The following is a 19,490-nucleotide window of genomic DNA, read 5'->3' as shown; positions in this document are numbered from 1 at the left end:
GGTGAGGGTGACATGAAACTGGGTGTGGTGATTCCCGTCGAGCTGGGGCGGGCCGGTGAGCCCGAGTGGATACTCGAATTCGCCAGGGCCGCGGAATCACTCGGATTCGACGAGATTTCCGCCGTCGAGCACTCGGTCGTCATCGCGGACACGGAGAGCGAATACCCGTATTCGCCGACCGGGAAGTCGCACCTGCCCGACGACTGCAGCCTCCCGGACCCGCTGGAACTGCTGTCGTTCGTCGCGGGCGCCACGACGACGCTGGGTCTGGCGACCGGAGTGCTGGTGCTGCCCAACCATCACCCGGTGGTGCTGGCGAAACGCCTCGCCACCCTGGACCGGCTGTCGGCGGGACGCCTGCGCGTGTGCCTCGGTCTCGGCTGGATGCGGGAGGAGATCGAGGCGTGCGGCGGCGATTTCGACCGACGCGGCGCGGTGGCCGACGAGGCGATTGCGGTGATGCGGGCCCTGTGGTCGGGCACCGTCGCAGTCGACTTCGACGGCGACTTCTTCTCCTTCCGCGGCGCGCAGAGTTGGCCCAAGCCGCACCGGGATTCGGGCGTGCCGCTGTTCATCGGCGGTCACAGCCCGGCCGCCGCACGCCGCGCCGGGAGGCTCGGCGACGGGTTCCAGCCCCTCGGCCTCGCCGGCGACGACCTGGATCGGGCGGTTGCCCGGATGCGGGCCGCCGCGGCAGACGCGGGCCGCGACCCCGCCGACGTCGAACTGGTGCTGGGTGCCACGCTGCCCCGGCTGGACGAGGCGAAACTCGACCGGTCCCGGGACCTGGGCGCGGGCAGGCTCGTCCTGTCGGCATCCCGGCACGCGCAGTCGCTGGACCAGGTCGTCGACGAGATGGCCGCGTGCTCGGCCCGGCTGGGACTCACTCCGGCACGGTGACCGGCACGTCCTCGCTGAAGTCGACGATCAGTTCACGCCGGGCGAACCGCCAGCCGGAGTCGCCGAGCACGTAGCGGTCGTGGTAGCGCAGCGCGATCCGGTTGTCACGGAACCCGTTTCGGCCGGAGTAGACGTGGTGGGCGGTGCAGTACGTCTCACCCGACGCCGCCGACCCGTCCACGTCGAGCACCTGCTGGTGGACGACGTGCCGGGTGGCATGCAGATGCGTGACGGCGTCCACGACGGCGGACGCGAGCACGTCACTGCCGCGCAGTTCCGTCGGCGCGCCGGTGCCCGTCAACGTGGGCGGGAGGACGAACGTCGCGTCCGGGTCGAACAGCGCCGCGAGCGTCGCCGCCTCACGCCGGTCGACGGCCCGCGCATAACGGGCGGTGAGTTCGGTGAGAGCGAATTCGGTGGCCATTCCACCATTCCAGCGGACGTCCGGCATCGGCGACAGCCGCCTCCCGGTGACCGAGACACCGGCACCGGGGCGGGGGCGTGCTGGTTAGCGTCCAGAACACACGTGGCGACAGCCACGCACAGGCATGAGGAGATCGCCGATGGATCTGAGGGAATCGCCCGCGCAGCGGGAACTCCGGCGGGAATTGCGCGCCTACTTCGCGGCGCTGCTGCCGGAGGAGAAGCGCCGCGTCGCAGGTGAGGAGGGTGTCGGCGGCGAACACTTCCGCGACATCGTGCGCCTGCTGGGCAAGGACGGCTGGCTCGGTGTCGGCTGGCCGGTGGAGTACGGCGGGCAGGGACGGTCGATCGAAGACCAGTTCGTGTTCTTCGACGAGGTGCAGCGGGCCGGGTTGCCGTTCCCGTTCGTCACCGTCAACACCGTCGGGCCCACGCTGATGAAGTACGGCACCGAGGAGCAGAAGGCGCGGTTCCTGCCCGGCATCCTCGCCGGCGACATCGTGTTCGCCATCGGCTACACCGAACCGGAGGCAGGCACCGACCTCGCCTCGCTGCAGACCCGGGCCGTGCGCGACGGGGACTCGTGGATCGTGGACGGCAACAAGATCTTCACCAGCGGCGCCAACACCGCCGACTACGTGTGGCTGGCGTGCCGCACCGATGCGGATGCCCAGAAACACAGGGGCATCTCGATCCTCATCGTCCCCACCGACGACGCCGGCTTCAGCTGGTCGCCCATCCACACCGTGGGAGGACTGACGGTCACGTCGACCTACTACAGCGGGATCCGGGTCGGCGATCAGGACATCGTGGGCGACGTGCACGGCGGGTGGCAGCTGATCACCGCGCAACTCAACCACGAACGGATCGGGCTCGCGGCGCTCGGCGGCCGCACGCTCGGGCTGTGGCACCAGGTCCTCGACTGGGCGCGGCAGAACGGTGCGCTCGACCTTCCCTGGGTGCAGATGGACTTCGCCCGCACCCACGCCAAGCTCGAGGCGATGCGACTGCTGAACTGGAAGATGACCGCGGCGGTCGCACGGGACAGTTTGTCGGGCGCCGACGCCGGCGCCACCAAGACGTACGGCACCGAAACGCATGTGGACGTCTACCGCACGCTGCTCGGGATCCTCGGCGCCGCCGGACGGCTGCGCCCCGGCTCACCGGGAGCGGTCCTCGCAGGCCAGATCGAGCAGATCTCGCGACAGAGCGTGGTGAACACGTTCGGCGGCGGCGTCAACGAGGTGCTCCGCGACATGGTCGGCACCCTCGGCCTCGGACTGGTGCGCGAGAAGAGGGCGAAATGAGCGAACTCCTCACCCGGCTGCGCGCCTTCGAGGGCCGGACGATCGTCCCGGTCACCTGGGGGCCCGACCCGGTGAACACTCCCATGATCCGGCACTGGGCCGAGACGATGGGGGACACGAACCCCGTCTACCTCGACGACGACGCCGCGCGCGCCACCGGCCGCCCCGGTGCCGTCGCGCCCGCCCAGATGCTGCAGGTGTGGACGATGCGCACGTACGCCGACAAGATGTCCGGCGCCGACCCGTCACCCGTCTGGACGGAGTTGATCGCCACCCTCGACGAGGCCGGTTTCACGTCCGTCGTCGCCACGGACTCCGACCAGGAATTCTTCGCCGAACTGCGCCCCGGCGACCGGGTGAGCACGACCGAGGTGGTCGAGTCCGTCTCCGCGGAGAAGCAGACCGGTCTCGGCGCCGGACATTTCGTCACCACCCTCAAGACGTACCGCAACGGCGACGGCGAGATCGTCGGCACCCAGCGGTGGCGGACACTCCGCTTCCGGCCCGCCGAACGCCCGGCCTCGCGCGCCCTGCGCCCGCGGCCCGCACTCAACGAGGACAACGCCTCCTGGTTCGCGGCCGCCCGCGAGCACCGTCTGGTCATCCAGCGGTGCGCGGCCTGCGGGGTGCTGCGGCACCCGACCGGACCGATGTGCGGGGAGTGCCGGTCCACCGACTGGGACACCGTCGACGCGTCGGGACGGGGCACCGTCTACACGTTCGTCGTCAACCACCACCCGAAGATCGACGCCTTCGACTACCCCCTGATCGTCGCGGTGATCGAACTCGAGGAAGGCACCCGCCTGATCGCCAACATGACGGGCGTCGAACCGGCGGACGTGCACATCGGGATGCCGGTGGAACTGGACTGGATCGACGTCGACCCGGAACTCACGCTCCCCGCGTTCCGGCCCGCCACACGGGAGGAGAACTGATGGACTTCACATTCGGCGAGGAGCAGGAGGCGGTGCGCGGACTGGCCGCGGACGTGTTCGCCGCCAAGTCGCGACCCGAACGGATCAAGGAGGTCGAGTCGACCGCCGACCGGATCGACCGGGAACTGTGGCGCGAACTCGCCACCACCGGTCTGCTCGGCATCGCCCTGCCCGAGAACCTCGGGGGCGGCGGCGCCGGACTCGCGGAGCTGTACGTGCTGCTCGAGGAGCAGGGCCGGAACGTCGCCCCGGTTCCCCTGTGGCCGCACGTGCTCGGCGCGCTCGCGATCGCCGAGTTCGGGACGCCCGCCCAACGCGACGCCCTGGTTCCCACCGCTGCCGACGGCAGCGGGATCCTCACCGTCGCGCTCGAGGAGTTCGGGCCGCATGCCCCGGACGAACCGTCGACGACGGCGCGCGAGGTGGACGGCGGGTGGCAGGTGCACGGCGTCAAGGCCACGGTGCCGGCGGCGCATGTCGCCGACCGCCTCGTCGTCTCCGCGGCCACGGACAGTGGTCCGGCGCTGTTCCTGGTGCGCCCGGAATCCGCGGGAGTGACTGCGCAGCAGGCGGAGTCGACCACCCGCGAGATCTGCGCCAACGTCACGTTCGACGGCGCGCCGGCCGAGCCGCTCGGTCCTGCGGACGGCACCGCGGTGCGGTGGCTACTGGACCGGGCGGAACTCGCGGTCGCCGCCCTGCAACTGGGCGTGGGCGAAGGCGCGGTCCGGCAGGCCGTCACCTACCTCAACGGACGCACCCAGTTCGGCCGTCCGCTGGCGACGTTCCAGGCCGTCACCCATCAGCTCGCGGACTGCTACATCGACCTCGAGGCCATGCGGGTGACGCTCTGGCAGGCCGTCTGGCTGCTCGGGAGCGGGGAGGATCCGGGAACCGCCGTGCCGGTGGCGAAGTGGTGGGCCACCGACGGCGGTCAGCGGGTCGTCCACCGCACGCAGCACGTGCACGGCGGGATCGGCGTCGACACCGACTACCCGGTGCACCGGCACCTGCTGTGGGGCAAACAGCTCGCCGCCACACTCGGCGGCGCCTCCTCCGACCTGTCGCGTCTCGGCGCGCAACTGGCGGCCGGCGTCGAGGTGGTCGCATGACCGCGACCGTCGGCGCCACGACCTACGAGACCGCGCAGATCGGTGACCGGCTGCCGCAGCTGATGATTCCGCTGACCCGCACCCTGATCGTCGCCACCGCGCTCGCCACCCGCGACTTCCAGGACGTCCACCACGACCCGGCTCTCGCGGTGGCGCGGGGATCGAAGGACGTGTTCATGAACATCCTCACCACCAACGGGCTGGTGGGGCGGTTCGTCACCGACTGGGCCGGCCCGCACGCGTCGCTGCGCCGCATCGCGGTGCGGCTCGGCGCCCCCAACTACCCCGGCGACGAGATGACCCTGACCGGTGAGGTGGTCGCGAAGGACGACGGTCTCGTGACCGTGAAGATCCGCGGCGCCAACAGCCTCGGCGACCACGCCACCGGCACCGTCGTCGTCGCCCTGCCTGCACGAGAAGAACTGCCTGTACGAGGAGACCTGTGACCAGCCCCCTGTCGGGCGCCGCCGCGATCGTCGGCATCGGCGCCACCGAATTCTCCAAGCACTCGGGACGCAGCGAACTGCAACTGGCGTGCGAGGCGATCGTCGCCGCGCTCGCCGACGCGGGCATCGACCCGTCCGAGGTGGACGGACTGTCCACGTACACCGCCGAAACCAACGGTGAGGTCCTCGTCGCCCGCAACACGGGTATCGGTGAGCTGAAGTTCTTCTCCCGCATCGGCTACGGCGGCGGCGCCGCGTGCGCCACCGTCCAGCAGGCGGCCATGGCCGTGGCGACGGGCATCGCGGACGTCGTCGTCTGCTACCGCGCGTTCAACGAACGATCCGGTGTGCGTTACGGACTCGGGCAGCACGACCGCCCCATGGACAGCACCGCGGACCGCGCCGCCTACGCCTGGCTGACCCCGCAGGGACTGTCGACGCCCGCCCAGTGGGTGGCGATGTTCGCCCGCCGGTACATGCACCAATACGGCGCCACCAGCGAGGACTTCGGCCGGGTCGCGGTCGTCGCCCGCAAGCACGCCGCCGTCAACCCAGCTGCCTGGTTCCACGGGCGTCCCATCACGCTCGACGACCATCAGCAGTCGCGGTGGATCGCCGAACCGCTCCACCTGCTGGACTGCTGCCAGGAAACCGACGGCGGCCAGGCCCTCGTCGTGGTCTCCGCCGAACGCGCCAGGGATCTACGCACCACCCCGGCGATCATCAAGGCCGCCGCGCAGGGGTCCGGCAAGGACCAGCACATGATGGCGAGCTACTACCGGCCCGACATCACCGGAATACCCGAAATGGGCCTCGTCGGCAGGCAACTCTACGGCCAGAGCGGTCTCGCACCGGACGACATCTCGGCGGCGATCCTCTACGACCACTTCACCCCGCTCGTCCTACCGCAACTCGAGGAACTCGGGTTCTGCGACCCCGGCGACGCGAAGGACTTCATCCGGGACGGCAACCTCGAAATCGGCGGCCGCCTCCCGTCCAACACGCACGGCGGGCAGATCGGCGAGGCCTATCTGCACGGCGTCAACGGCATCGCGGAGGCGGTCCGCCTGATCCGCGGAACGTCGACGACACAACCGGACGGCATCGGCAACGTGCTGGTGACCGCGGGCACCGCCGTGCCCACCAGCGGCCTGATCCTGGGCAGAGAGGACTGATCATGACGACAACCGAGCGCACGACGGCAGGAGCGTGGCGGGGTGCGGACCTCGGCACCCGCACCGTGAGTTACGACGAGCGCGACGCCATTCTGTACGCACTGTCGGTGGGTGCGCGGGCCACCGAACTGGACCTCGTCTTCGAGGAGCGTCTGCGGGTGCTGCCCACCTTCGCTCTCACCCTCGCCCAGTGGGCGCCGGACGAACTCGGATCGCGGGGCGCCTTCGACACGCAGACGGCGCTGCACGGATCGCAGGAGCTGACGGTGCTCGCCCCCCTTCCGCGCCGCGGCGAGATCGCGTTGTCGGCGTCCGTCGGCGAGGTGTGGGACAAGGGTTCGGCGGCGGTGTTCGACGTGCGCGTCGAGTCCGAGTTCTTCGTCGCCACCTGGTCGCTGTTCGCGCCGGGCGCCGGCGGGTTCGGCGGCGATCGCGGTCCCGCGAAACCGTCACGGCCCGAGGGTGAACCGGCCGTGCAGCGCGTCCTGCACACCGCCGAGAACCAGGCGGCGCTGTACCGGCTGACCGGCGACCGGCACCACATCCACATCGATCCGGCGGCGGCCGAGCGGATCGGGCAGCCCCGGCCGATCATGCACGGCCTGTGCACCCTCGCCGCGAGCGCGCTGGAACTCGCGCGGGCGCTGGACGTGCACCCCGCCGACCTCGCCCGGCTCGAGGGACGGTTCGCCGCACCGGTGTACCCGGGCGACACGCCGTCGTTGCGGGCCTGGGGCGACGCGCGTGACGCGTCGTTCGAACTGGTCCGAGGCGACGCGCCGGTAATCGCAGGCGCCCGCGCCGAGTTCGGCTGACCGCACGTCCGGATTCCACCGCCGAATGTCACACCGGTGCAGAACAACCGGGGCGACATTCGGCGCGGACGTCAGGAATGGGTCGCGAGGTACCGCGCGGGGTATTCGCCGCCGCCGTGGACCGCGAGATCGGCGCCGTTGACGTACGACGCCTGCGCGCTCGCCAGGAACAGGCAGGCGTCCGCGATGTCGGACGGCACCGCCATCCGCCCCATCGGAAGGGTCCGGGTGACGGCGGCGCCGCCGTCCTCGCCGTAGACGGACGCCGCGCTCTCGGTGCGGATGAGTCCCGTGGTGATGTGGTTGATGCGGACCTTCGGAGCCCATTCGAGCGCAAGCGCTTTCGTCAGCACGAGCAGGCCGGCCTTCGCGGCACTGTACGCGGCGGTACCGGGTTGCGGATCGTGCGCGGAGACGCTGCCGATGTTGACGATCGCGCCACCGTCGGACTGCTGCTGCATCACCGCGTTCGCGGCCTGGGCGGCGGTGAACGGAGCCAGCAGATTCAGCGCGACGATCTTCTCGACGAAGCGCGGCGAGACGGTGGCGGCGTCGGCGTCGGGCGACCCACCCGCGTTGTTGACGAGAACGTCGAGGCGGCCGAATCGGGCGACGGCGTCGTCGATCAGTCCGGCGGCGTCGGCGTGATCGCGAACGTCGGTCGCGCGGAACGCGGCGGTGCGATCACCGTGTGCGGGCAGGGTGTCCGGCGCGGACCGGCCGCACACGAGCACGTTCGCACCCGCGGCGAGAAACGCTTCGGCGACGACGAAACCGATGCCCTTGGTGCCGCCCGTCACGACGACGGCGCGGCCACTGAAATCGAGAGGATGGGGATGTGTCACGGGGGAGACCTTCGGAGTGAGGAGCGCGGGGAGACCCGGCGCTCGGCGGTGATCAGCGAATACGCAAGACCAAGCAATTGCTTGGTTCGATAGTAGGGGAACGGGAGCGGACATGAACACACTCGACGGCAAGGTCGCACTGATCACGGGTGCGGGCCAGGGGATCGGGCAGGGAATCGCCCTCGCCCTCGCGCGGGAAGGGGCGGCGATCGCGGTCGCCGGACGCACGGAGTCGAAACTGCACGACACGTGCGAACGACTGTCCGCGATCGGCGCCCGCAGCGCACCGGTGGTGTGCGACGTCAGCAGGCGCGAGGACATCGCGTCCGCCGTCGAGCGGACCGTGGACGCGTTCGGCGGCGTCGACATCCTGGTCAACAACGCCAACGACTGCTCACCGGGGCCGATCCTGTCGGTGATCGACGAGGAGTACGAGCGGTCGTTCGCGACGGGACCGCTCGCGACGCTGCGGATGATGCAGTCGTGCCACCCGCACATGGTCGCGCGCGGCGGCGGCGTGATCGTCAACCTCGTCACGTCGGCGGCCGTCCGCTGGGACGCGAGCAACTACGGGGCGTACGGCTCGATCAAGGAGGGCATGCGTTCGCTGACCAGGTCGGCGGCCTGCGAGTGGGGCCGGGACGGGATCCGGGTGCTGTCCGTCGCCCCGCACGCGAAAAGTCCGGCGCTCGAACGGTGGATGGACCGGAACCCGGACGAGGCGGCAGAGTTCGTGGCGGGCATCCCCCTCGGGCGGGTCGGTGACGCCGAATCCGACATCGGGCGCGCCGTCGTGTTCCTCGTGAGCGACGACGCCGGCTACCTCACCGGGGCGACGATCCCGCTGGACGGCGGGCAGTCGCGGTGGGGGTGACGGCGACGATCCGGGTCCCGCCCAGCGGGAAGACCCGCGGCCGGCGCCGCCGGCCTGCAGTAGTTTCGGCAGGATCGAGTTACCGTAGCGAGAGGGCACCGTCGCGATGACGACCGTTGAAACACCACGCAGTTCGCGATCAGTAGTGGTCACCGTGGCCGCCGTCGTGGAGGAGACGTCCGACGCCCGTTCGCTGGTGTTCGACGTCCCCGACGAGCGCAGGCACGAATTCGCCTACAAGCCCGGGCAGTTCCTGACACTGCGTATCCCGAGCGACCGGACGGGGTCGGTCGCCCGGTGCTATTCGCTGGCCAGTTCGCCGTTCACCGACGACCTGCCGAAGGTGACGATCAAGCGCACCGCAGGCGGATACGGTTCGCACTGGTTGTGCGACAACGTCGGCGTCGGCGACCGCATCGAGGTGCTGCCGCCCGCCGGAGTGTTCACCCCCGCCAGCCTGGACGAAGACCTGATCCTGTTCGCCGCGGGCAGCGGAATCACCCCGGTGATGTCGATCCTCAAATCGGCGCTGAGCGAGGGGAACGGGAAAGTCGTTCTCGTGTACGCGAACCGGGACGAGAAGTCGGTGATCTTCGCCGACGAATTGCGGGACCTCGCCGCCCGCCACGAACACCGGCTGACCGTCGTGCACTGGCTCGAGAGCGTGCAGGGCCTGCCGACGCCGCGGCAGCTGGCGAACCTGTCGGACCGGTTCCGGGACCACCGGGCGTATATGTGCGGACCGCGTCCGTTCATGGAGGCGATCCACGAGTCGCTCGCACTCGCCGGCGTCCCCCGGGACCGCGTGCACGCCGAAGTGTTCACGTCACTGACGGGTGATCCGTTCGCCGAGATCGTCGTGGAAGCGCTGGAGGACACGGAACCGGGAACGGCGTCGACGGTCGAGGTGCAACTCGACGGCGAAGCGCACAACCTGAGCTGGCCGCGCCAGGCGACACTCGTCGACGTCATGCTCTCCAAGGGGCTCGACGTCCCGTACTCGTGCCGCGAAGGCGAATGTGGTTCCTGCGCATGCACGGTCGTCGAGGGCGAGGTGGATATGGACAACGCGTCGATCCTCGACCCCGAGGACATCGCGAGCGGCTACATCCTCGCGTGCCAGGCCCGCCCCGTCAGCGAGCACCTGCGGATCGAGTTCTGACCGGGTGGCTACTTCTCGGTCTGCGATGCCGCAGCGCGGGCATTCAGGTCCTCGAGGCGGATCGGGTACCGCGGCGGGTGATCGACGATCACCTGCCGGGTGACGGCGAGGTCGCGGCCGACGTGCAGTAGTTCGCCGGACTTCAGCGGCGTCCACCCGGGGTCCTCGTCCATCTGCTCACTCGCCACGACCACCGCCGGACGCTCGGAGAGATGTTCGGACCTGGCCCGGATCCGGCCGGGAGTGCTCGCGTGCTGGAGGTGGCGGCCACCGCTCGGACCGCCCGCGCGACGCTCGAGGAACAGCAGGTCGTGGGTGTCCGGGTAGCGCAGCGCCCACAATTCGCCGGGAGTGGTCAGCAGGATGTTGAGCGCGTAGATCGGCACGTTGTCGGCAAGCCACCGGGCAGCGGCGGTGATGCCGGCCGTGACGTCGCCGCCGCTCCTGCCGATGTGCCGCGTCACGAGCGTGAAGACCCGTTCCGAGTCGGTATCGCCGTGAACGCGAGCGAGATCGGAGCCCAGTTCCGCCTCGAGCTTCGGCAGGTCCTCGACCACGCCGTTGTGGGCGAACACGCGACCGTCCTGAGCGAACGGATGGGTGTTCTGCGGAAGCAGTTCACCGGTGGTCGCGAAACGGATGTGCGCGACGAACGTGGCCGAGTACCGGTGCTTCGCCTCCTGCGCGAACTCGGCGTCCTCGTACGCGGCGAGCGGTTGCTTCTCCACCAGCGGCGTCCCGTCCTCCGCGAACGTGCCGAGGCCGGTGCCGTCCGGTTCGCGGTGACTCTGCTGCGCCAGACTGTCCGGGGCGTCCAGCAGCCAGAACGACGCGCGAACGCGGTGCGGGGCGGCGGACAACCCGAACAATCGGCACATGACTTCCCTCTCGGATGGGACGGATCAGCGGTAGTCCGGGTTGGCGAAGTCGGGGCGGCACCCGGCGTCCCACTCCGACCGTTGATTTCCGTACACGGGGAACCCGCCTGCCGACTTCAACATCGCGGCGACGTGCATCAGGTTGTACGTCATGAACGTGGTGTTGCGGTTGGTGAAATCGTTCTCCGGGCCGCCCGACCCCTCGTCGAGATACGACGGTCCGGGCCCGGCTTCACCGATCCACCCCGCGTCGGCCTGCGGCGGGATCACGTATCCGAGGTGCTGGAGGCTGTAGAGGATGTTCATCGCGCAATGCTTGACCCCGTCCTCGTTGCCGGTGATCAGACACCCACCGGCCCGCCCGTAGTACGCGTACTGGCCGTGGTCGTTGAGCAGCGACGAGCACCCGTACAGCCGCTCGATCACCTGCTTGGTGACGGAACCGTTGTCGCCGAGCCAGATCGGGCCCGCCAGCACCAGGATGTCGGCGTCCAGCACACGCCGGAACAGTTGTGGCCATTCGTCGCTCGGCCACCCGTGCTCGGTCATGTCCGGGTAGACGCCGGTCGCGATGTCGTGGTCCACCGCCCGGAACTGGTCGACCGTGACGCCTTCCTTCTCCATCAGGCCGACGCTGCGGTCGATCAAGCCCTGGGTGTTGCTCACATCGGGTGACCGCTTGAGGGTGCAGTTGACGAACAAAGCGCGCAGACCACTGAACCGTGGCCCGTCCTGCGGCGATGGATCGGTCATCAGTCCACGATATGCCGCGGCGGTTCCTCTTCGTGGCGGAAGTGGCGAGACGTCTAGGCCCTAGCTCTCGATCGGCGTCGCCGTCTCCAGTGCCGCGGCCAGGAACTCCGCCGGAACCTCCGGACGGTCGGACGGCCACCGGCCCGCCACCCTGTCCTCGAGGAGCGCCGTCAGGGCGGGCACCACGCGCGGCCCGCCGTCGATCAGGTAGCGCACGAAGCCGATTCGCGCACACGTCGCGGCGATGGACGCCAGCACCGACTTCGCTTCGTCGACCCGGCCCGCCGCGACCAGGCACGCGACGAGCAGGCGATTGGCCTGCATGGCCGCCCTCGGCCTGCTCTCCTGTTCGACCCGGCGCACCCACTCCTCCGCGCGGCGGCACGCGACGTCCGGCTCGACCGCCAACTGCTTCCGGATCTCCGTGGCGTCGTCGAGCTGCGCGATGATCTCGGCGAAACCGAAATCGGGTTCCCGGGTGGGTTTCCCGGCAGTGGGCGGCGGCTGCGGCGAGGCGGGCAGTCCGAGCCGAACCCGTTCGTTCTCGACCCGGGCGCGCAGCCGGGGGAGTCCCAGCGCCGCCGCCGCGGACGCACCCTCGTCGAGGTGCCGGGCAGCGGACGCGACGTCGCCGCGTGCCGCCTTCAGCCGGGCGCCCGTGACGAACCTGGCGATCATGAAATCGACGATGCCGGCCTCGGGCCCGAGTTCGTAGCTCTCGTCGAGAAGTCGTTCGGCCTCGTCGAGATGACCCAGCTCGTACATCAACTCGCCCAGGAGCGCCCCCGCGAGACGTGCGGCGTGCGAGTGCGGGCCCACCCCTTTCGTCGCGGTCTGCACGGCCAGCCGGAAATTGTCCTCGGCCGCGGTGATGTCGAGTTGCTCCAGCGCGGCGATACCGGCGAAGCAGTAGCCGTACATCTTGCTGAACGGTCCGACGGTCCGCTGGTGATACCCGGTGGCCCACTCCTGCAGGCGGCGCGCCTCCACGAAATCGAACTGGGCGATCGCGACCGCGGAGGCGAGATTGGACCCCGCCGAGACCACCCACGGGCGCAGGGTTTCCGGCCGGGCCAGACATTCCGCGATGAGGTCGGGCACTCCGGCGATGCGATCGGACGACACCGCGATCACGGCGCGGACGATGTCGGCCTCCACCCGGATGTCCGCCTGCTCGGATTCGCTCAGCGCCGAAGACTCGAGCCTCGACGCGACGAGCGACAGCGCCTGCAGCGCCGGCGTCACCCGCTGGAGCAGGATGTTCGCCCACGCCACCGCGATCTGGATGCGCGGACTGGACTCGACCAGCGACTGCGGCAGCTTGTCGACGAGGCCGAGCAGCGCGACCATCCGCGAATGCTCCACCAGGTACATGCCCTGCTCCTCGACCACGGCGACGGCAACGTCGCGATCGCCCGCCGCCAGTGCGTGATCCACTGCGTCGCTGACGTAGTGGTGATCGGCGAACCAGTGCGCGGCCGCCCGGTGCAGATCCGCGACGCGCGACGGATGGTCGCGCTCGAGCCGCCGCCGGAGATACTCGGCGAACAGGTGGTGGTACTCGAACCACTCCCGGTCCTCGTCGAGGCTGCGCAGGAACAGGTCGCGTGATTCGACCTGCTCGAGCAGGGCCTGACCGCGGGGCACGTTCGCCAGCACGCACGCGAGTTCGCCGCACACGCGCTCGGTGATGGACGTGGCCAGCATGAAGTCGAGCAGCGCAGGCTCGAGTGTGCCGAGCACGTTCTCCGCCAGGTATTCGCCGATCGCGTGGTGGCGGCCCGACATGTGCCGGATGAGGTCGCCGGGATCGTCGCGATCGCGCAGCGACAGCGACGCCAGTTGCAGCGCCGCCACCCACCCGTCCGTGGTCTCCTCCAGCGCCTCCACGTCGGAGTCGTCGAGGTGCAGTCCGCCGAGGTCGACCAGGAACCGCTGCGACTCCGTGAGGTCGAAACGCAAAGCCACGGAGTCGATTTCGACGAGCTCGTCCCTCACCCGCATCTTGGCGAGTGGAAGTCCCGCCTGGCTTCGGCTGCTCACCACCATCTGCAGGTGGTGGCAGCCGTTCTCCAGGATGAAGTCCATCGCCGCGATCGTGTCCGGCGATGTGACACGGTGCCAGTCGTCGATCATCACCACCACGTGGCGCCTGCTGTCGTGGACCTGATTCACCAGCGACGTCAGCACGTACCGCTCCGCGTCGGCGCCGTTCTCGTCGAGCGCCTGCCCCAGTTCGTCGGCCAGTGTCGGCTCGGCCCGGCGGATCGCCTCGACGAGGTGGGACAGGAACCACACGACGTTGTTGTCGTCGTTGTCCACCGTCAACCAGGCGACGGCGGCGCCGTCCTCGATGAGGACGTCGCGCCACTGGGCCGCGACCGTGCTCTTCCCGAACCCGGCGGGGGCGTGGATCAGCGTCAACCGCCTCCGCTGGCCCAGCCGGAGCAGATCCAGGAGGCGCGTGCGCTCCACCAGGGAACGCATCGGGGTCGGCGGCCGGAACCGGGCGGCGGCGCTCGGCGGGGTGGCACCCGACCGCCGCCGGTAGCTGCGACTGCGCCCGGACTGCGTGGTCGGCACCGAGGTGTGCTCGGTGCGCGGGAACTCGTCGGCCGCGGCGGGGAGCGCCATCTCGTCGACGTCGAGACCGTGCCTGCGCTCGATGTCGCGGAGTTCCTGGCCGAATTCCGCTGCAGATTCCGGTCGGTCGGTCGGTTCCTCGGACATGGCCCGCTCGATGGCCGAGCACAGGTCGTCGGGAATGTCCTCACCCCGCAGGTCCGGAACGGGTTGCGTGGCGATGCGGAGGAATTGCGCGACGAGGCGCTCCCCGCTGCGCCGCTCGAACGCGGCGTGACCAGTGAGCAGACAGAACAGGGCGGCGCCCAGGCTGTACACGTCGGAGGATGCGGACGGCGCGTCGCCGCGCAGGACCTCCGGGGCCGTGAACGCCGGCGAACCGGTGATCATGCTCGACGTGGTCTCGAAGCCTCCCGAGACGCGCGCGATGCCGAAATCCGTGAGCTGCGGTTCGCCGTATCCGGTGAGCAGGATGTTCGCGGGCTTCACGTCGCGGTGCAGCGTGCCGAGCCGGTGCGCCGTCTCCAGGGCGCCCGCCAACTTCACGCCGACGCGCAGTGTTTCACTCCACGGCAGCGGCCCTTCACGGCGAATCCAGGCGTCCAGCGAGTTGCGTGAGTGATACGGCATCACGATGTACGGCCTGCCACTGCGCGTCACCCCGGACTGCAGGATGTCGACGACGTGCGGGTGCCCCGACAATTTTCCCATCGCACGCTGCTCGCGCAGGAAACGTTCCCGATCCTCGCCGTCCAGATCGGAGGACAGCACCTTGATCGCGACCGTGCGGTCGAGGGCCGTCTGCAGGCAGCGGTACACGACCCCGAACCCTCCCCGGCCGATCTCGCGGGCGTCGTCGAATCCTTCCGAAGACAGCTCCGCGACGATGTCGGTCACGACGATCCGCTTGGTAGCCTGCGGATCCGAGTCGGTCGGCCCGGAACTGCTTTCCGGGTGTCGTGGCACACTCAATGAAATCACCTTCTCGGTGCACTGACGCCAGCATATCGCGGACGTGCGACACGGAGAGCGGTGTTCGAGAACGAGTAGACCCGAGGAGAATTCGACGGTGACGGATACCGGCATTGCGACAGCGCGCACGACCCCGGCCGAGCGCACCCTGGCCCAGCTCCTCGACGCGCGAATCAGTTGCCGGGCATACTTGCCCGAGCAGGTGCCGCACGACGTGATCGAGAGGATCCTCGAGCTCGCCCAGCAGACGCCGTCGTGGTGCAACACGCAGCCGTGGCAGGTCGCGATCACCGAGGGGGAGGGCACCGAGCGGTTCCGCGCCGGGCTGGCAGAGTACGTCCGCACCCACCCGCAGGAGTCCGACTTCGAGTGGCCCCGCGAATACCTGGGCGAGCACAAACTGCGCCGCCGCGAGTGCGCCATGCAGCTGTACGCCAGCGTCGGGATCGCCCCCGGCGACCGGGCCGCGTCCGCCGAACAGACGATGAAGAACTTCGACCTGTTCGGGGCGCCGCACGTGGCGATCGTCACCACGCACGAAGCACTCGGCACCTACGGCGCCGTGGACTGCGGCCTGTACGTCGAGACGTTCCTGCTCGCCGCGCAGAGCCTCGGGGTGGCGACCATCCCGCAGGCCGCCGTCGCGGGAAGCTCGCGGTTCCTCCACGACTTCTTCGCGCTCGAGGAGGACCGCCGGGTGGTCTGCGCGATCTCGTTCGGGTACCCCGACACCGAGAACCCCGTCAACGGATTCCGCACCCACCGGGAACCCGTCGCCCACGTCGCGCAGTGGGTGTCCCGGTAACGTGCTCGACTCCGAAGTGTTCGACCGCGACGACCTGTTCTCCCGGCTGCGTCGCCGCCCCGACGTCGAAGCCCCCAACCTGACGGCCGTCGACGCCGCCGACCGGCTGATCCTCGACGAGGCCGCGGCCGCGCTGTCCGCCGCGCCTTCCGGGACGCTCACCGTGATCGGCGATCACTACGGCGCGCTCACCCTCGGCACCGCGGCGGCGCACGGTGCCACCGGAATCCGCGTGCACCAGGACCCGCTGACCGGCGAACTGGCGCTGGCCGCCAACGCCGAGACGGTCGGGCTCGCCGACCGCTACCGGTCGTACGCGCTCGGCGAGGAACTGCTCGCGGGGGCGACGGTCGTGCTGATGCAACTGCCGCGGAGCCTCGGCGAACTCACAGAGGTCGCCGAGGCGATCGCCCGCCACGCCGACCCGTCCGTCGTCGTCTACGCGGGCGGACGGAACAAGCACATCTCCACCGCCATGAACGACGTCCTCGGGCGGTCGTTCTCCGACGTCCGCGCCACCCTCGGCAGGCAGAAGTCCCGGGTGCTGATCGCGCGGGGACCGCGGGAGTCGGCGCAGCAGACCTACCCCGTCACCGATCACCTCACCGAGATCGGGCTGGACGTCGTCTCCTTCGGGGCGGCGTTCGCCGGACCCAAACTGGACATCGGGACCCGATACCTCCTCGACTTCCTGCCCCGGGTGAACCCCCGGGCCCAGGCGGCCGTGGACCTCGGCTGCGGAACCGGCATCCTCGCCGTCAGCCTCGCCCGGCTCCTCCCGGAGGTGTCGGTGATCGCGACGGACCAGTCGGCGGCGGCGGTGGCGTCGGCCGCCGCCACCGCCCGCGCCAACGGGCTCGACGGGCGGGTGTCCACCCTCCGCGACGACGCCATGTCCAGCCTCGCGACCGACAGCCAGGACGTCGTCCTGTGCAACCCGCCGTTCCACGTCGGCGCGGCCGTCCACACCGGCGGGGCGTCGAAGATGTTCGCCGAAGCCGGGCGTGTTCTCCGGCCCGGCGGCGAGTTGTGGACCGTGTACAACTCCCACCTCGGATACCGGGGCCGGTTGCAGCGGCTCGTCGGCCGAACCGACGTGGTCGGGCGGAATCCCAAATTCACGGTCACCCGGTCGGTGGCCTGACCGCCACGCCGACCGGCCTCGTCTGGCGAGTGTCCCCGCGGCACCGGTAGAGTCCGAATTGTCCGACCCGAAAGCGACGAACGGGAACTTGCGGTGGGTGCGGGACGTTCAACGTACAAGAAACCCGGATCCACCCGGCGAGCCACGAGAAGGGATGTGCACGGTGCGCACCACCAGTAACCCGGTGTTCCGCAACCTGCCCAAACAAGAGGGCAGCGGCGGATACGCCTCGTTCGGATCTACGACGGCCGGCGCCGCGCAGGTCACGCAGCAGTTCGGTCAGCCGCAGTACACGCAGGCCGAGCCCTACCGGACGGGTCCCGACCACCGTTCGATGACCATCGACGACGTCGTCACCAAGACGGGCGTCACGCTGGGCGTGCTCACGGTATCGGCGATCATCTCCTACTTCCTGGTGAGCAACGACGCGAACCTGGCGACCCCGCTCGTCATCGGTGGCGGCCTCGTCGGTCTCGTGCTGGTCCTCGTCGCCACGTTCGGCCGCAAGATGGACAACCCGGCCATCGTCCTCGCCTACGCCGTCGCGGAGGGCCTGTTCCTCGGCGCGCTGTCGTTCATGTTCACCGACGTCACCTTCGGCGGAGTCGGTGGTGCGGCGCTCATCGGGCAGGCCGTGCTCGGCACGTTCGGCGTGTTCTTCGGCATGCTCGTCGTCTACAAGACCGGCGCCATCCGGGTCACACCCCGCCTGACGCGGATGATCATCGGCGCCCTCATCGGTGTCGTCGTCCTCGCCCTCGGCAACCTGATCGCCAGCTTCTTCACCGAAGGCGGCCTCGGCCTCCGCGACGGCGGTCCCGTGGCGATCATCTTCAGCCTCGTCTGCATCGGCATCGCCGCATTCAGCTTCCTGCTGGACTTCGACGCCGCCGACCAACTGATCCGCGCCCAGGCGCCGGAGAAAGCAGCGTGGGGCGTCGCCTTCGGCCTCACCGTCACCCTGGTGTGGCTGTACGTCGAGATCCTGCGACTGCTGAGCTACTTCAACAGCGACTAGGCACGAACGCGCAGAAAGGCCCCGAGAGCTCACGCTCTCGGGGCCTTTTCGCGCTTCGCGCCCGTGAGTGGTTAACGAGCCTCTGCACTCGTCAACCACGCACAGGCGGCGTAGCCGCCTAACTCAGGCGCTCGAGGACCATCGCCATGCCCTGACCGCCACCGACGCACATCGTCTCGACGCCGAACGTCTTGTCCTGCTCGCGGAGGTTGTTGAGCAGGGTGTTGGTGATGCGGGCGCCGGTCATGCCGAACGGGTGGCCGAGGGCGATGGCGCCGCCGGAGATGTTCAGCTTGTCCTCGTCGATCTTCAGTTCGCGGGCGGACCCGAGGACCTGGACCGCGAACGCCTCGTTGATCTCGAACAGGTCGATGTCGGAGATGGACTTGCCCGCGATGGCGAGTGCCTTCTTGACGGCCTCGATCGGGCCGAGGCCCATGATCTCGGGCGACAGGCCGGACACACCGGTGGACACGATGCGGGCCAGCGGGGTCAGGCCGAGGGCCTTCGCCTTCGTGTCGGACATGATCACCAGCGCTGCGGCGCCGTCGTTGAGGGGGCACGCGTTGCCTGCGGTGACGGTGCCGTCGGGCCGGAACACCGGCTTGAGCTGGCTGATGCCCTCGTAGGTGGTGCCGGCGCGGGGGCCGTCGTCGGTGTTGACGACGGTGCCGTCGGGGAGGGTGACCGGGGTGATCTCCCGCTCGAAGAAGCCGTTCTTGATCGCTTCCTCCGCGCGGTTCTGCGAGCGGACGCCCCAGCGGTCCTGCTCCTCGCGGGTGATGCCGGTGGCCGAAGCGACGTTCTCGGCGGTCTGGCCCATGGCGATGTAGACGTCGGGAATCTGGTCGTTCTCACGCGGGTCGGTCCAGGCGACTCCGCCCTCGGCGAGCTTCGCGGTGCGCGCCTCGGCGTCGGCGAACCTGGTGTTCTTGGTGTTCGGCAGGCCGTCGGCGTTGCCGGTGACGAAGCTGGACACCGACTCGACACCGGCGGAGATGAACACGTCGCCCTCGCCGGCCTTGATCGCGTGCAGTGCCATCCGGGTGGTCTGCAGCGAGGACGAACAGTAGCGGTTGACGGTGACGCCGGGCAGGAAGTCGTAACCCAGTTCCACCGCGACGACGCGCGCGATGTTGAAGCCCGACTGCCCGGCGGGCTGGCCGCAGCCGAGGAGCAGGTCGTCGATCTCGGTGGGGTCGAGTTCGGGGACCTTCGCCAGCGCCGCGGCCACCATCTGCGTCGTCAGGTCATCCGGGCGGATGGTCTTGAGCGAGCCCTTCATGGCTCGGCCGATCGGTGAGCGTACTGCGGAGACGATGACTGCCTCGGGCATGAAAACT

18 protein-coding genes are annotated in these 19,490 nt (G+C 69.6%); 12 read left to right on the top strand and 6 right to left on the bottom strand.

Going from position 1 to position 19,490, the window contains the following annotated elements:
- Window positions 1-12 precede the first annotated feature (12 nt).
- A complete protein-coding gene (locus JWS13_RS12050) occupies window positions 13-900 on the top strand; it encodes an LLM class F420-dependent oxidoreductase (protein WP_206005730.1) in 888 nt (295 codons plus the stop codon).
- Here JWS13_RS12050 and JWS13_RS12045 read toward each other — a convergent pair.
- Window positions 884-1,324: a nuclear transport factor 2 family protein gene (locus tag JWS13_RS12045; protein ID WP_206005729.1), complete on the bottom strand. Its 441-nt coding sequence runs from the start codon at window positions 1,322-1,324 to the stop codon at window positions 884-886. The genes JWS13_RS12050 and JWS13_RS12045 overlap by 17 nt on opposite strands.
- A 139-nt stretch (window positions 1,325-1,463) precedes the next feature.
- On the opposite strand from JWS13_RS12045, the gene JWS13_RS12040 reads away from it, so the two are divergent.
- The 6 genes from JWS13_RS12040 to JWS13_RS12015 are packed head-to-tail and all read left to right on the top strand — an operon-like array spanning window position 1,464 to window position 7,113.
- On the top strand, window positions 1,464-2,630 hold the full coding sequence (locus tag JWS13_RS12040; RefSeq protein WP_206005728.1) for an acyl-CoA dehydrogenase family protein: 1,167 nt from the start codon (window positions 1,464-1,466) through the stop codon (window positions 2,628-2,630).
- On the top strand, window positions 2,627-3,565 hold the full coding sequence (locus JWS13_RS12035) for a bifunctional MaoC family dehydratase N-terminal/OB-fold nucleic acid binding domain-containing protein (RefSeq protein ID WP_206005727.1): 939 nt from the start codon (window positions 2,627-2,629) through the stop codon (window positions 3,563-3,565). The genes JWS13_RS12040 and JWS13_RS12035 overlap by 4 nt, the downstream gene beginning before the upstream one ends.
- Window positions 3,565-4,677, top strand: a complete 1,113-nt coding sequence (locus tag JWS13_RS12030; RefSeq protein WP_206005726.1) for an acyl-CoA dehydrogenase family protein — start codon at window positions 3,565-3,567, stop codon at window positions 4,675-4,677. Before JWS13_RS12035 ends, JWS13_RS12030 begins: the two co-directional genes overlap by 1 nt.
- The gene (locus tag JWS13_RS12025; RefSeq protein ID WP_206005725.1) at window positions 4,674-5,123 is read left to right on the top strand and encodes a MaoC family dehydratase; all 450 of its coding nucleotides are present in this window, start codon (window positions 4,674-4,676) and stop codon (window positions 5,121-5,123) included. Before JWS13_RS12030 ends, JWS13_RS12025 begins: the two co-directional genes overlap by 4 nt.
- Window positions 5,120-6,298, top strand: coding sequence for a lipid-transfer protein (locus JWS13_RS12020; RefSeq protein WP_206005724.1), 1,179 nt, complete (start codon window positions 5,120-5,122; stop codon window positions 6,296-6,298). Before JWS13_RS12025 ends, JWS13_RS12020 begins: the two co-directional genes overlap by 4 nt.
- Before the next feature lie 2 nt (window positions 6,299-6,300).
- Complete coding sequence (locus JWS13_RS12015; protein WP_206005723.1) at window positions 6,301-7,113, top strand: MaoC/PaaZ C-terminal domain-containing protein; 813 nt, start codon at window positions 6,301-6,303, stop codon at window positions 7,111-7,113.
- A 71-nt stretch (window positions 7,114-7,184) separates the two neighbouring features.
- On the opposite strand, the gene JWS13_RS12010 is transcribed toward JWS13_RS12015, so the two are convergent.
- Window positions 7,185-7,958, bottom strand: coding sequence for an SDR family oxidoreductase (locus tag JWS13_RS12010; RefSeq protein ID WP_206005722.1), 774 nt, complete (start codon window positions 7,956-7,958; stop codon window positions 7,185-7,187).
- A 112-nt stretch (window positions 7,959-8,070) separates the two neighbouring features.
- Between JWS13_RS12010 and JWS13_RS12005 the strand changes: the two genes are divergently transcribed.
- Together JWS13_RS12005 and JWS13_RS12000 are read left to right on the top strand one after the other, a co-directional pair.
- Window positions 8,071-8,832 carry an SDR family NAD(P)-dependent oxidoreductase gene (locus tag JWS13_RS12005; protein ID WP_124389404.1) on the top strand — a complete coding sequence of 254 codons (762 nt, stop codon included), beginning with the start codon at window positions 8,071-8,073 and terminating at the stop codon, window positions 8,830-8,832.
- Between the two features lie 106 nt (window positions 8,833-8,938).
- A complete protein-coding gene (locus tag JWS13_RS12000) occupies window positions 8,939-9,994 on the top strand; it encodes a ferredoxin--NADP reductase (protein WP_206005721.1) in 1,056 nt (351 codons plus the stop codon).
- 8 nt (window positions 9,995-10,002) lie between these two features.
- On the opposite strand, the gene JWS13_RS11995 is transcribed toward JWS13_RS12000, so the two are convergent.
- The 3 genes from JWS13_RS11995 to JWS13_RS11985 are packed head-to-tail and all read right to left on the bottom strand — an operon-like array spanning window position 10,003 to window position 15,174.
- Window positions 10,003-10,872, bottom strand: a complete 870-nt coding sequence (locus JWS13_RS11995) for a class II glutamine amidotransferase (protein ID WP_206005720.1) — start codon at window positions 10,870-10,872, stop codon at window positions 10,003-10,005.
- Between the two features lie 24 nt (window positions 10,873-10,896).
- Window positions 10,897-11,625, bottom strand: a complete 729-nt coding sequence (locus tag JWS13_RS11990) for a flavodoxin family protein (RefSeq protein WP_206005719.1) — start codon at window positions 11,623-11,625, stop codon at window positions 10,897-10,899.
- A gap of 60 nt (window positions 11,626-11,685) precedes the next feature.
- On the bottom strand, window positions 11,686-15,174 hold the full coding sequence (locus tag JWS13_RS11985) for a serine/threonine-protein kinase (protein ID WP_206011571.1): 3,489 nt from the start codon (window positions 15,172-15,174) through the stop codon (window positions 11,686-11,688).
- 103 nt (window positions 15,175-15,277) lie between these two features.
- Between JWS13_RS11985 and JWS13_RS11980 the strand changes: the two genes are divergently transcribed.
- From JWS13_RS11980 to JWS13_RS11970, 3 genes are all read left to right on the top strand, one after another.
- Complete coding sequence (locus JWS13_RS11980; protein ID WP_206005718.1) at window positions 15,278-15,985, top strand: nitroreductase; 708 nt, start codon at window positions 15,278-15,280, stop codon at window positions 15,983-15,985.
- A gap of 1 nt (window position 15,986) precedes the next feature.
- A complete protein-coding gene (locus JWS13_RS11975; protein WP_206005717.1) occupies window positions 15,987-17,129 on the top strand; it encodes a class I SAM-dependent methyltransferase in 1,143 nt (380 codons plus the stop codon).
- 163 nt (window positions 17,130-17,292) lie between these two features.
- Window positions 17,293-18,147, top strand: coding sequence for a Bax inhibitor-1/YccA family protein (locus JWS13_RS11970; protein WP_206005716.1), 855 nt, complete (start codon window positions 17,293-17,295; stop codon window positions 18,145-18,147).
- 118 nt (window positions 18,148-18,265) lie between these two features.
- On the opposite strand, the gene JWS13_RS11965 is transcribed toward JWS13_RS11970, so the two are convergent.
- Window positions 18,266-19,483 (bottom strand): acetyl-CoA C-acetyltransferase, encoded by a 1,218-nt coding sequence (locus JWS13_RS11965; protein WP_206005715.1) that lies wholly within the window; start codon window positions 19,481-19,483, stop codon window positions 18,266-18,268.
- Between the last annotated feature and the right edge of the window lie 7 nt (window positions 19,484-19,490).

Origin of the sequence: Rhodococcus pseudokoreensis (assembly GCF_017068395.1) — a bacterium.
Taxonomy (GTDB): domain Bacteria; phylum Actinomycetota; class Actinomycetes; order Mycobacteriales; family Mycobacteriaceae; genus Rhodococcus_F; species Rhodococcus_F pseudokoreensis.
The sequence above is the reverse complement of the archived record's forward strand: the minus strand, read 5'-3'. Positions and strand labels throughout refer to the sequence as shown.

What these genes read in the sequence shown, in the direction of transcription:
- JWS13_RS12050 (WP_206005730.1), top strand. Translation starts at nt 13, where the DNA reads ATGAAACTGGGTGTGGTGATTCCCGTCGAGCTGGGGCGGGCCGGTGAG.
- JWS13_RS12045 (WP_206005729.1), bottom strand. Translation starts at nt 1,324, where the DNA reads ATGGCCACCGAATTCGCTCTCACCGAACTCACCGCCCGTTATGCGCGG.
- JWS13_RS12040 (WP_206005728.1), top strand. Translation starts at nt 1,464, where the DNA reads ATGGATCTGAGGGAATCGCCCGCGCAGCGGGAACTCCGGCGGGAATTG.
- JWS13_RS12035 (WP_206005727.1), top strand. Translation starts at nt 2,627, where the DNA reads ATGAGCGAACTCCTCACCCGGCTGCGCGCCTTCGAGGGCCGGACGATC.
- JWS13_RS12030 (WP_206005726.1), top strand. Translation starts at nt 3,565, where the DNA reads ATGGACTTCACATTCGGCGAGGAGCAGGAGGCGGTGCGCGGACTGGCC.
- JWS13_RS12025 (WP_206005725.1), top strand. Translation starts at nt 4,674, where the DNA reads ATGACCGCGACCGTCGGCGCCACGACCTACGAGACCGCGCAGATCGGT.
- JWS13_RS12015 (WP_206005723.1), top strand. Translation starts at nt 6,301, where the DNA reads ATGACGACAACCGAGCGCACGACGGCAGGAGCGTGGCGGGGTGCGGAC.
- JWS13_RS12005 (WP_124389404.1), top strand. Translation starts at nt 8,071, where the DNA reads ATGAACACACTCGACGGCAAGGTCGCACTGATCACGGGTGCGGGCCAG.
- JWS13_RS12000 (WP_206005721.1), top strand. Translation starts at nt 8,939, where the DNA reads ATGACGACCGTTGAAACACCACGCAGTTCGCGATCAGTAGTGGTCACC.
- JWS13_RS11995 (WP_206005720.1), bottom strand. Translation starts at nt 10,872, where the DNA reads ATGTGCCGATTGTTCGGGTTGTCCGCCGCCCCGCACCGCGTTCGCGCG.
- JWS13_RS11990 (WP_206005719.1), bottom strand. Translation starts at nt 11,625, where the DNA reads ATGACCGATCCATCGCCGCAGGACGGGCCACGGTTCAGTGGTCTGCGC.
- JWS13_RS11965 (WP_206005715.1), bottom strand. Translation starts at nt 19,483, where the DNA reads ATGCCCGAGGCAGTCATCGTCTCCGCAGTACGCTCACCGATCGGCCGA.